Genomic DNA, 12,091 nt, shown 5'->3' on the forward strand with positions numbered 1-12,091 from the left:
CATCTGGCCGTCACGCGCAGAGTTGGGTGTGGAGGGTTTGGGTGGCCCAGGTGAGCCAGCGGTCGTGTGGCCAGGCGCGGTCTCGGGTGAAGAGGAGGTAGAGCTCGGGGCTGAGGATGCCGTAGAGGAGATCAGCGGCTTCGTCGGCCGTCAGACCATTGCGAGCGCCGGGCTTGGTGACGAGTGCGTCCGCGGCTGCGCGCTGGACGACGTACCGCAGGTCCTCGTCCTGGGGCCAGAGCGCGGCGACCTCGGGGTCGTTCGCGACGGCCGCTTCGAGGACCCGCATGATCGGGGACACCCGGGCGAGGACGGCGCTCGAGCCGGGGACGTACGCGGCCAGCATCTCCCCGGCGGTGGCGGCGGCGACCGCGTCGGTGAACCACGGGCGGTCCATCGTGGCGACCGGTTCGCTGTCGCCGGCGATCGTCACATCGACCAGCTCTTTCAGGAGAGCCCGCTTGTTGCCGAAGGTGAAGTAGATCGTCTGCACCGCGACGCCGGCCCGGTCGGCCACGTCCTGCAGGTTGGTCGCGCCGTACCCGTCGGCGACGAACAGCTCCCTCGCGGCCTCGATGATGCGCCGCCGGGTCTCCTGCGCCTTCTCCGCTCGGCGGTTGGGCCGCTTGACAACAGTCATGACTAGAGTCTATCTCTAGATTTGTTCGCTATAAGTCAACTCTAGTGAAAGGCGATAGTCATGTCGCTCATCGCAATCACCCGCTTCGAGGCCACCACCGACGACGCCTCCGACATCCGCGGCAAACACAACGCCCTGGTGGACGCGGTCCGCGCCGCCATCCCAGGCCTCACCGAGGCCCGGCTCGGCCGGCTCCAGAACCAGTGGGTCGGCGTCTGGCGCTGGGAGTCCGCCGATGACCTGAAGGCAGCCCGTGAACTCGCCCCGACCCTCGCCGAGACCAAGGCGGCGTTCGCCCTGGTCCGCGAGGGTACGTCGGCCGTCGACGAGATCGACGTGATCGACGAGCGCTAAGCGCCGGGGAGCGATCGCGGCAGACCGAAGGCCGGGAACACGCTGTTCTCGAACCGGGTCATGGCGGAGATCCGGTCGCCGCTGAGGGTAAGGACGTACAGTCCGGTGCCGTGCCGGACGCCGGCGGCGCCGCGCAGGTAGGCGCCGAACGCCGGCTGACCGTTGGCTCGGGTCGGGACGAGGTCGAATCTCCGGCCCGAGCCGAACAGCGTTGCGCAGAAGCCGGCCACGATGTCGCGGCTCTCGTACTCGAACGGCAGCGGCGGCATGGACATGAAGACGTCGTCGGTCAGCAGGGCCAGCAGTCCGTCGATGTCGGCGGACTCCCACGCGCTGACGAACTTCGCCACCATCGCATCCTCGGCGGGTGAGTCGGCGGCGGGAGGCGGTTCGGCGGCCGCCGACTGCCGGCGCTGCAGGCTGACGCGGGCCCGTTTGAGGGCGCTCTTCACCGACTCGACGGTCGTGTCGAGCATGCCGGCCACCTCGTTCGCGCGGAATCCGAGGACGTCGCGCAGGATCAGTACGGCGAGTTGGCGAGGCGGCAGGACCTGAAGGGCGGTCACGAAGGCTAGGGAGATGGATTCGGTCTGCTCGTAGCGGGCCTCCGGGCCGAGCGGCACGGTGATCGCGCCGTCGAGAAGCGCGTCGGGGTACGGCTCGAGCCATACGACCTCGCCGAGCCGAGTCGGCTCGGGCCGTTCGACGCCGGGGATGTCCCATTCCTTGGCGGGACGCCGGATGGCTGACCGCAGCGTGCTGAGGCACCGGTTGGTGGCGATCCGGTAGAGCCAGGTGCGGAGCGAGGCGCGCCCCTCGAACCCGCTGAGCCCCTGCCAGGCAGCCAGCAGGGTGTCCTGGAGGGCGTCCTCGGCGTCCTGGAACGATCCGAGCATGCGGTAGCAGTGCACCTGGAGCTCCCTGCGGTGCGGCTCGGTCAACGCCCGGAACGCCTCCTCGTCGCCGGCCCGCGCCCTGCTGATCAGGTCGGCTCTCACCAACTCCACTCCGGCCACCTCTCTGTCGTGTCGCGCTTCCATCCTGTATGGACGCCGGCCGAGGAGCGAAGGGGGCGGTCTGCGGACGCCCCGTTTCCGGACACCGCGGAGTCTCCATCAGCAGTAGTCGACATCACGACAAGGGAGAACCGACATGGGAAAGCTCATCGTCACCGAGAACATCACGCTCGATGGAGTCATCCAGGACCCGACCGGTGAGGAAGGTCTCGGCCGCGGTGCCTGGAGCCAGATGGGGCCCGAGGATCAGGCTGCGTGGGCCGAGTTCTTCACCGACGAGGCGCTGGACGTCGAGGCGATGCTGCTGGGGCGACGGACCTACGAGTACTTCGCCGGACGGTTTCCGTCCCGGACCGGCGTCTGGGCGGAGAGGTTGAACAGCATGCCGAAGTACGTCGTCTCCGCCACCCTCGAGGCCGCCGAGTGGAACAACTCGACCGTGCTGACCGGCGACGTCGTGGACGACGTCTCGAAGTTGAAGGAAACGCTCACCGGAGACCTCGTCGTCTACGCGAGTGGCCGCCTCGTGCCGACACTGCTGGAGCACGATCTGGTCGACGAACTGCGGCTGATGACGTTCCCGTGCGTACTCGGCGCCGGGCAACACCTCTTCGGCGAGACCGGCGAGCAGAAGCCTCAGCGCCTCGTCGGCAACCGGACCATCGGCGACGGTCTCGTTCTGCTCACCTACCAGCGCGCCAACTGAACAGGCGGTAGGCGTCAGTCGATCTGGGTGAGTTGCCCGGTGTCGACGTCGTACATGAAACCGCCGACGAGGATGTCGTCGCCGATCAGCGGATGTTCGCGGACGGCGGCGACATCGCGGCGGAGGGCCTCGAGCTGGTCGGGGATGACCGGGATGGGCAGGTAACCCGCCGGTTTCCCGGCAGCCGCCTCGACCTTCGCGCGCAGGTCGTCCTCCGACATCGCGGCCATCGCGCAGCGGGTGTGCGGGATGATCATGATCCGGCGGACGCCGAGCAGCTGGACGCCCAGGACGAGCCCGGTCAGCGTGACCTCGGTAACCCGGCCGCCGGCGCTGCGCAGCACCTTCGCGTCACCCGGCTTCAGCCCGAGCATCTCCAGCGGCGGGATCCGGGAGTCCATGCAGGTGACCACGCCGATGCCGGCGTGCGCGATGCCGTCGAACCCGCCGTAGTGGAAGTCGGCGACGTAGTCGGCGTTGGCGGCCAGGACATCCTCGAAACCGGTACTCAACGGACCTCACCAGCCTCAGGGGTTCCGGCATGCAGGATCGACATGGCGAAAGGCTCCTTTCCGCAGGACTCCGGACGGGGTGGATCGGCGGGTGCGCTGGTCACCGGCACGGTCCAGGACCGGCCGTCGACATGCCGTACGGCGACGGCCTCGAGGTCTTCGCCCACGACACTGAGGGCATCCAGCGCGAGCTCACCGACAAGACGGCGTACGGCGATCTCCGCGGCCTGACCGCGTTTGGTCCAGGTCGAGCGGCCGCGCAGCCCGGTCAGCACGATCTCACCACGACCGGCCGCGTCCAGCACGGCCGTGGCGGTCTCGACAGTCAACTGGCCGTGCATGGTGCCGGCCGGCAGGAAGGTCGCGGTCGGCGCGAACCGGTGACCGCCGAGATGGTTCGCCTCCCACACCCGGCCCGGCGCGAGCTTCTCCAGCGCGGAGACGAGCGGGCGGCCGAGGAGTGCGCAGCACTCGTCGCGCTTGCCGTTCGTGCAGACCAGCACAACGGGCTCGTCGATCGGGGCCAGCGACGGCAGCGACGCGAGTACGGCGGTCCGGTCGCCGCGACCGACCGCGTCGAGGTCGAGTTCCTTCAGTGCGGCGGGATCATCGACACAGGCACCAAGCAACCACGTGCGCCCTGGGAGGGTCGAGGCGACGTACACCTGGTGCGAGCGCTCGACCTCATCCGGATGGCGGCCGGGGGAGCGGATCAGCCCGAAGCGGACGTCCACCTTCTTGCAGGCCTCGTCGAACGCGCCGCCGAAGGCCGGGTCCAGGTGACTCTGCATCGGCGCCTTCGCGCCCCACGGCCCCGGCTGCTCGACAACCACCCAGCCCACGGCCACAACCGCCGTACCGGCGAGGGGCTCACGCAACTCCCGGCAGAAGGTCGAACACAAACCGGCACGACCGGTGGCGTCGAGACGATGGGTCACAGCATCACCGTACGCGAGGTGAGACGGCTGTCCCTCATGATGATCAGGATGTGTGCACAACGCCACGTCGGCCGAGCAGGAGTGCGGCCAGGAGCGCGGCCAGGAAGGCGCTGATGGCGGCGCCGGCGAAGATGGTGTGAACTTGTGAAACGGCGGCATCGCGGAGCGCGTCGACGAACGGGCGGCAGTTGCCGGGGGACTTCGGGCACAGTTCGTTCGGGGAGGGGATGTCGTCGGCGAGCGCGAAGTACCGCCGCAGGCCGATGGCTGTGAGGGCGGACACCCCGACCAGCATGCCGACCATCCGCGCGACCACGACCAGCGCGCTGACCAGGCCGTGACTGTCGGCCGGCGTGGCACCGAGCATGGCGGTGTTCACCGGAGACAGCGCGAGTCCGAAGCCGAAGCCGCAGAGCAGGAGTACGACGGTCGCCGGCCAGTGATCGAGCGCAGTACGGCTCCAGAACGCCATGAGCACAAACATCGCGCCGGACAACGCGAGCCCGGCACCCGTGATCAGGCCGAGGCCATAGCGCCGAGTCAGCCAGCCGCCGACGACCGCACCGACCGGCAGGGCGATCAGGAACCGCAGCAGCACCAGAGCGGCGGCCAGTTGCCCACCGCCCTGGGTCGTGCGGGCGAACACGGGTACGTCGACCAGCGCGGCGATCAGCGCACATCCGACGAGGAAGCTGACGACCAGCGATCCCCAGGCCGGCCGCGCACCGAGGAGACCGTGCGGCACGATCGCCCGCGTCGTACGGCGCTGCCAGGCCGCGAACGCGATCGCGAAGACTGCGGCGGCGACCAGGAGCCATGGGCCGGCCGGCGACATCAGCTCACGCTCGGGGTCGGCGGTCGCGAACGCCAGCACCACGCCGGCAAGGGCGAGCGCGAGGAGGACTGCTCCGACGAGGTCGACCTGGGCCAGCACAGTCCCCATCCGGCCGCGGCTGCGCCACGCGACCAGACCGAGCCAGAGCAGACCCAGCACGAGGGTGGCGACTCCGATCGGGGTGAGCAGCCGGGAAGACCCGGTGAACGGCACGAATGGCAGGCCGAGCGTTACGCCAGTTGCCAACCGCTCGGGCGCGGTGAGAGTCAGCCCAAGTGCAATGCAGGCGAGCACCCCGATGATCGCGGACAGAGGCGGTGGTCGCCATCCGCGCAACAACAGGGCCAGCACGACAGCGACGGTGAGATTGAGCCAGAAGATGTACCGCCAGTCCGCGATCGCCAGTACGGCGGCGCCGAGCAGTGGGCCGAGCACCGAGCCGAGCTCCTGCACCGCACCAACAACACCCAGCGGAAGGCCTCGCCGCTCAGCCGGCCACAGATCCGCCACCAGGGCCAGCGTGGCCGGGACCAGCCCACCACCGCCGACGCCCTGGAGAAACCGACCGGTCACCACCAGCGGCAGGTCGTACGCCCCGGCTGTGATCAGCGAGCCGACCGCGAACAGCAGTAATGCACCGACCAGCACCGGCGTCCGCCCGACCACATCGGCGATCCGCCCGATCAGCGGGAGCACCGCGATGTACCCGAGCAGGAACCCGGAGATGATCGGCGCCGCCCGCTGCAGCTGGTCGGCCGACAGCCCGACCCCGGCCATCATGTCCGGCAGCGCGAGGACGACGACGTACGTGTCGGCCGCCGCGAACGCCACCGCGATGGAGGCCAGGGTGAGTTGGGTCCTCGGGTTGCTCACCGGCGTCGGGCGGCCGACGGACGAGCTCACGGCTTGGTGATCTCGATCTTCTCGCCGTACTTGTCGAGGGTGACGTCGTAGCTGCTGGTGGCGTCGCCGTAGAAGGGACCGGTGATGGTGGCGGAGACGAGTTGCTTGGAGTCCTTGTCGATCTTGAACGAGCTGGGGAAGTCCTTGTCCGCGGGGGCCTTCGGGAAGATGCCCTGCAGGGACTGGCCCGGGATCGAGCCGGTGACCTCGGTCAGGACCTTCGCTCCGTCCCGGCTCTCACCTTTCACCTTCGGGTCCTTCACGGCCGTCAGCAGCGACGACAAGCCCTTCGCCGGGTCCAGCAGGACCGCTGGGTCGGGCGCGCCGAGACCGGCCAACTGCGACGGCGGGAGCTCGATGTAGCTCGGGGTGAACGACAGCTTCGCGTAGACCTTGCTGCCGACCGACACCACCTGGGCGTCGATCGGGGCGCCGTTCGAACGGACCGTCAGCTTGCCCTTGAATGCCGGGGCGTGGGTCGCGACTCCGTCACCGCTCGCCAGCGTCTGTGCGTTGTCCGGCAGGTCCCGCCCGGTCAGCACGATGTGCACGCTGGCCGCGTCGTCGATCGACTTCTTGGCCGCGGTCAGCATCGCGACCGCATCGTCGCCCGACTGACCGTCGCCCCCGCCGGAGTCCTTCTTGTCGTTGCAGCCCGCCAGCGCTACCACGAGCACCGCGCAGAGCGCGAGCAGTCTCTTCACAGGGGTCAGCCTGCCAGATCAGGAGCGCAGGCCGCGATCGGCTGAGCCACCGGTACGCCGGAACCGTCGCGCCGCATGTCGATCGGCGGCAACTCGACCGGAGCACCACTGCTCGCGCTCGCCCGCACCGGCGCCGAACCGATGAACCCGAGCAGCAGCCCGTCCTCACCCTTCAGCAACCGCTGGCACCGCACACCACCGGTGCCACGGCCCTTGCCCGGGTACTCGTTGAACGGCGTCACCTTCACCGCGCCGACCTCGGTCCCCGGCAGTGCCGTCGACGAGCCTGCGATCGTCACGACCTGCGCCTCGCGACCGGTGTTCACGGCACCGAAGAAGACCACCTTCGCGCCGGCGGTCAACCGGATGCCGGCCATGCCACCCGCGGTCCGCCCCTGCGGCCGAACCACTGACGCCGGGAAGTGCAGCAGTTGCGCGTCCGACGCGATGAAGCACAGCTCCTCGTCGCCGGTGGTCAGCTCGACCGCGCCGATCACCTCGTCGCCGTCGTTCAGCCGGATGATCTCCCACGAGTCGCGGTTGCTCAGGTGGTCCGGTACGACGCGCTTCACCACGCCGCCCGCCGTCCCCAGGGCGACGCCGATCGAGTCGGGATCCATCGTGGTCAGCGCGAGCGCCTTCTCACCCGGCTCCAGCGAGACGAACTCCGCCACCGGCGCGCCGCCCTGCAGGTTCGGCGCGTTCGCGGTCGTCGGTACGGCGGGCAGATCGAGCGACTCGAGCCGGATCAGCCGGCCCGTGCTGGTGATCAGCCCGTACTGACCACGCGCCGTGCTCTTCACCGCGGAGACGATCGCGTCGTGCTTCGCCCGGGTGTCACCGGTGCCGAACGGCTCGACGCCATTCGTCCGCGCGAGCAGGCCGGTCGAGCTCATCAGGATCCAGCACGGGTCGTCGCTGACCTCGAGCGGCACGGCCGCGGTCTTGGTCGCACCGGACGACTCGAGCAGCACGGTCCGCCGCGGGGTGCCGTAGGTCTTCGCGATCTCGGCCAGCTCGTCGGATACCGTCTTGCGCAGCAGCGCCTCGTCCTCGAGGATCGCGGTCAGCCGCTCGATCTCACGCTCGAGCTCACCCTTCTCGGTCTCCAGCTCGAGCTTGGAGTACTTCGTCAGCCGGCGCAGCGGCATGTCGAGGATGTAGTTGGCCTGCACCTCGGACAGGTCGTAGATCTCGATCAGCCGGCCACGGGCCTCGGCCGCGTCGTCGCTGCCGCGGATGATCTGGATGACCTCGTCGATGTCGAGGATCGCGATCAGCAGACCGTCGACGATGTGCAGCCGGTCCTGCGCCTTCTGCCGGCGGAACTCGCTGCGCCGGCGGACCACGTCGTACCGGTGGTCGAGGTAGACCTCGAGGAGGTCCTTGAGCCCGAGGGTGCGCGGCTGGCCGTCGACCAGGCAGACGTTGTTGACGTGAAAGGCGTCCTCGAGCGGGGTCAGCTTGTAGAGCTGCTCCAGCAGGGCCTCGGGGACGAAGCCGTTCTTGACCTCGATCACCAGCTGGGTGCCGTGGGTGCGGTCGGTCAGGTCCTTGACGTCGGCGATGCCCTGCAGCTTCTTCGCCTGGACCAGGGTCTTGATCTTCTCGATCACCTTCTCCGGGCCGACGGAGTACGGCAGTTCGGTGATGACGATGCCCTTGCGCCGCGGGGTGACGTTCTCGATCCGGGCGGTGGAGCGCATCTTGAAGCTGCCGCGACCGGTCGCGTAGGCGTCCTTGATGCCGTCCAGGCCGACGATCTTGCCGCCTGTCGGCAGGTCCGGGCCGGGGACGAACCGCATCAGGTCGTCCAGGGTCGCGGTCGGGGTCTTGATCAGGTGCCGCAGCGCCTGGATCACCTCGACCAGGTTGTGCGGGGCCATGTTGGTCGCCATCCCGACCGCGATCCCGGTGGCGCCGTTGACCACCAGGTTCGGGAAGGCGGCCGGCAGCACCGCCGGCTCTTCCTCCTGGCCGTCGTAGTTCGGCCGGAAGTCGACGACGTTCTCGTCCAGGCCCTGCGTCATCGCCATCGCCGGCGGCGCCATCCGGCATTCCGTGTATCGCATCGCCGCTGGACCATCGTCCAGAGATCCGAAGTTCCCGTGGCCGTCGATCAGCGGGACCCGCATCGACCACGGCTGCGCGGTCCGGACCAGGGCGTCGTAGATCGCGCCGTCGCCGTGCGGGTGGTACTTACCCATCACCTCACCGACGACGCGGGCCGACTTCACGTGCCCGCGGTCGGGGCGGATGTTGTTCTCCGCCATCGAGAACAGGATCCGCCGCTGGACGGGTTTCAGCCCGTCCCGCGCGTCGGGCAGCGCCCGGGCGTAGATGACCGAGTAGGCGTACTCCAGGTAGCTGGAGCGCATCTCGTCGGAGACATCGACGTCGAGGATGCGCTCCTCGAAGTCCTCGGGCTCAGCGGTGGTGCTGCTACGGCGTGCCATGCGGGTCTGCGAACTCCTCGATCAAAACCGGTCCGGCGCCGCGACGGTCCGGCGCCGCACCCATTGTCCCTGGTGAACGGTGATTTCTGTACGAACGGCCACGCCTCCGGCGCGGCGGGTCATGGGGCTGTAACTCCCGTCCTTCCTTCGTCGCTTCAGTCGCTTCGCTCCCTACGCTCCTCAGTCCAGGACGGGAGGCCCCATGACCGGGGCCACGACCCGCCCGCGTGGTGGTCGAAGCGCCCGATACCGGTCTACTCCACCGCCGCGGACGGCTGCGACCGGCGCAGGATGTACGTCGTCGGGGCCAGAGCGGACCCTACCGCCAGGCCCAGACAGATTCCCGCGATCCCCAGCAGAACCGCCCACGGCACGGTGACGGGTACGTCGGCCACCCCCGACGTCATCGCGTGCCGGATCAGGATCCCGACCGTCACGGTGATCGCCGTACCGAGCGTGAGCGCCACCGCACCGACCAGCGACGACTCCCACAGCACCATCCGGCGAATCTGCGCCGGCGTCGCCCCGAGCAGCCGCGACGTGACGAACTCGTGCCGCCGCTGCAGACTCCCCATCAGCAGCGTGTTGGCGATCGCGATCGCGCTGTAGAGAGCGGCTGGACCGAGCAGCAGGATGAGGCCGAACTGGTTCCCCTTGCGGACACCGTCAGCCTGCTCCGCTTCCCAGTCCGCGGCTGGTACGGCGTGATCGATCGTGCTGACCAGCGACGCTGGGTCCACGCCATCGGCCGGTAGCACGAACAGATGGTCGGGCTTGGCGGTCGGTGCGTGCTTGCGGGCGACGTCCAGCGGGATCAGCAGCGACGGGTTCACTCCCATGGCGTCCGGGACGATCGCGACGATCTTCAGCTTGGCGGCGGTCTTGTCCAGGAACGTCACCGACATCTCGCCGCCGACCCGGTAGTGCTCGAGGCTGGACATTTCCTTGCTGATGGCAACGGTATTGCCGGTCAGGTGGTCGAGGTCGCCGGACAGCGGCGTCAGGTCGCGGGTCCTGGTGGCGATCGCCGGATCGATACCCTCGGCGTCCTCGAGTTGGGCGTCGTCCCGGCTGATCCGGACCAACTGCAGCGGCAGCCCGGCGTCGACCGTACCCACACCAGGGACTCTGGAGAGATCTGCCGCCTCAGTCACGACGACGGGGGCGCGGAGGGTGTCGCGGATGGTGGCGGCGGCGCTGTCGGCGGCGAAGCTGAGGCTGAGGACCATCGAACCGGCGATCGCGGAGATGGACAGAATCGGTGCCGCGAGCGATGCGCTGCGCCTGGGCGCGGCGACCACGTTGCTCCGGGCGAGCCGCCCGGACACGCGCGTCCAGGCGACCAGTGGCAGCGCCCACAGCCGGCTGATCCATGGGACCACGAGTGGCGCGAGCAACGTCAGCGCGATCACCATCACCATCGGCGTGAACATCGCCAGCGGTACGACGCCCTCACCCGTCGACGGCCGGATGAGCGTCAGCATCACGATCGCCCCGCCCATGAACAGCAGCCCGAAGACGACCCGCACCGGCCCGATCCGCGGCGGCTCCAACGCCGCCTCCCGCAGCGCGTCGATCGGACCGACCCGGCCGGCCCGCCGAGCTGCGGACCGGGCGCCGAGCATCGCGACCAGAAGCCCAGCCCCCACCGCGATCGACAACGGCACCCACGGTGACGCCGGCTCGAGCCTCACCGGTGCCAGCTCCGTGTACGACGCCTTCCGCAAGAGCAACGGTGTCGCCAGTTGGGCCATGACCGCGCCCGTGAGCGACGCCGCCAGCGCGACGACCAGCGCCTCGCCGAGAACCATCCGCCGGATCTGTCCCGGTGTCGCGCCGATCAGCCGCAGTAGCCCGAGCTCGCGTCGCCGGGACGCAACCGCGAAGGCAAACGTACTCGCGATGACGAAGATCGTGATGAACCCGCAGATCACACCGACCAGACTGAGTACCGTCTGCAGCCCGGACACGTCGGCGTCGGACATCGGCACGCTGACCTGCCGGGGCGCAGCGTCGTCACCGCCGAGTGTGGTCACGACGATCTTCGCCGCGGCCGGCCCGTGGTAGGCGATCGTGGCGGCCGTGGCTGTCGCCGCCAGACCGAGCAGGAACACGCCGACGGCCAATGCCACGAACGAGCCCGCGTACAAGGACCGATGGCGGCTGACGGTCTGCCGGCTGAGATAGAACATCACCGCTCCAGGTCACTCATGGCGGCGGCGATCTGGGCCGGCGTACCGCGGTCGAGGTGGCCCGCGAGCAGGCCGTCGGACAGGAACAGCACACGCTCGGCGTACGCGGCCGCGACCGGGTCGTGGGTGACCATCACCACGGTCTGCCCGGCGCGGTCGGTTGCCTCACGCAACAACGTGAGGATCTGCCGGCTGGTCCCGCTGTCCAGGGCTCCGGTCGGCTCGTCGGCGAAGAAGACCGACGGCCGGGTGATCAAAGCCCGCGCGATCGCGACCCGCTGCTGCTGACCGCCGGACAACTCGGCGGGCCGCCGCTTGGCCTTGCCCTGCAGCCCGACCTGGTCCAGCACGCGGTTCACCTCGCCGCTGCTCGGCCGGCGACCGGTCAGCCGCAGCGGTAGCGCCACGTTGTCGTACACGGTGAGCGAGGGCAGCAGGTTGTAGGCCTGGAACACGAAGCCCATCTCAGCCCGGCGCAGTTTGGTGAGTGCGACCTCGTTGAGTCCGCTCAGGGTCACACCGCCGAGTACGACGGTGCCGTTGGTCGGTTGGTCGAGTCCGGCGGCGCACTGCAGCAGAGTGGACTTACCGGAGCCGGACGCTCCCATCACGGCCGTGAACGAGCCCCTGGCGAAGTGGTAGGTCACGCCTCGCAGCGCGTCGACCGCTCCGGCCTTGGAGCGGTAGGTCTTGGTGATGCCGTCCAGCAGCAGAGCCGGCGGCTCGGTGGGTACGACGCTCGGGTACGTCGGCGCGGTAGCGGTCATGGTCCCAGCCAACCGCCGTACGCCGCTCCGCACCCTGGCCTACGGAGGACACCCGGAGTAGCGCGCAC

Annotated in this window: 11 protein-coding genes; 2 read left to right on the top strand and 9 right to left on the bottom strand. The window is 69.3% G+C overall.

Going from position 1 to position 12,091, the window contains the following annotated elements:
• Positions 1-10 precede the first annotated feature (10 nt).
• The gene (locus OG558_RS33895; RefSeq protein WP_405066615.1) at positions 11-640 is read right to left on the bottom strand and encodes a TetR/AcrR family transcriptional regulator; all 630 of its coding nucleotides are present in this window, start codon (positions 638-640) and stop codon (positions 11-13) included.
• A 60-nt stretch (positions 641-700) separates the two neighbouring features.
• Here OG558_RS33895 and OG558_RS33900 point away from each other — a divergent pair, with 60 nt between their 5' ends.
• A complete protein-coding gene (locus OG558_RS33900) occupies positions 701-994 on the top strand; it encodes a hypothetical protein (protein ID WP_405066616.1) in 294 nt (97 codons plus the stop codon).
• On the opposite strand, the gene OG558_RS33905 is transcribed toward OG558_RS33900, so the two are convergent.
• Positions 991-2,001 (bottom strand): sigma-70 family RNA polymerase sigma factor, encoded by a 1,011-nt coding sequence (locus OG558_RS33905; RefSeq protein WP_405066617.1) that lies wholly within the window; start codon positions 1,999-2,001, stop codon positions 991-993. The two genes, OG558_RS33900 and OG558_RS33905, sit on opposite strands and share 4 nt — an antisense overlap.
• Positions 2,002-2,146: 145 nt before the next feature.
• On the opposite strand from OG558_RS33905, the gene OG558_RS33910 reads away from it, so the two are divergent.
• Entirely contained in the window at positions 2,147-2,716 is a 570-nt protein-coding gene (locus OG558_RS33910) for a dihydrofolate reductase family protein (protein ID WP_405066618.1), read from the top strand.
• A gap of 14 nt (positions 2,717-2,730) precedes the next feature.
• On the opposite strand, the gene OG558_RS33915 is transcribed toward OG558_RS33910, so the two are convergent.
• From OG558_RS33915 to OG558_RS33945, 7 genes are all read right to left on the bottom strand, one after another.
• A complete protein-coding gene (locus OG558_RS33915; RefSeq protein ID WP_328520893.1) occupies positions 2,731-3,228 on the bottom strand; it encodes a carbonic anhydrase in 498 nt (165 codons plus the stop codon).
• Positions 3,225-4,166 (bottom strand): sucrase ferredoxin, encoded by a 942-nt coding sequence (locus OG558_RS33920; protein WP_405066619.1) that lies wholly within the window; start codon positions 4,164-4,166, stop codon positions 3,225-3,227. Before OG558_RS33920 ends, OG558_RS33915 begins: the two co-directional genes overlap by 4 nt.
• Positions 4,167-4,209: 43 nt before the next feature.
• Complete coding sequence (locus OG558_RS33925) at positions 4,210-5,904, bottom strand: MFS transporter (protein WP_405066620.1); 1,695 nt, start codon at positions 5,902-5,904, stop codon at positions 4,210-4,212.
• Entirely contained in the window at positions 5,901-6,608 is a 708-nt protein-coding gene (locus OG558_RS33930; RefSeq protein ID WP_405066621.1) for an LppX_LprAFG lipoprotein, read from the bottom strand. The genes OG558_RS33925 and OG558_RS33930 overlap by 4 nt, the downstream gene beginning before the upstream one ends.
• A 5-nt stretch (positions 6,609-6,613) precedes the next feature.
• Entirely contained in the window at positions 6,614-9,064 is a 2,451-nt protein-coding gene (locus tag OG558_RS33935; protein ID WP_405066622.1) for a DNA topoisomerase (ATP-hydrolyzing) subunit A, read from the bottom strand.
• 254 nt (positions 9,065-9,318) lie between these two features.
• Positions 9,319-11,256, bottom strand: coding sequence for an FtsX-like permease family protein (locus OG558_RS33940; RefSeq protein WP_405066623.1), 1,938 nt, complete (start codon positions 11,254-11,256; stop codon positions 9,319-9,321).
• Complete coding sequence (locus tag OG558_RS33945; protein WP_405066624.1) at positions 11,256-12,023, bottom strand: ABC transporter ATP-binding protein; 768 nt, start codon at positions 12,021-12,023, stop codon at positions 11,256-11,258. The genes OG558_RS33940 and OG558_RS33945 overlap by 1 nt, the downstream gene beginning before the upstream one ends.
• Positions 12,024-12,091: the final 68 nt, after the last annotated feature.

Source organism: Kribbella sp. NBC_01510 (assembly GCF_045040325.1).
Classification (GTDB): Bacteria; Actinomycetota; Actinomycetes; order Propionibacteriales; family Kribbellaceae; genus Kribbella.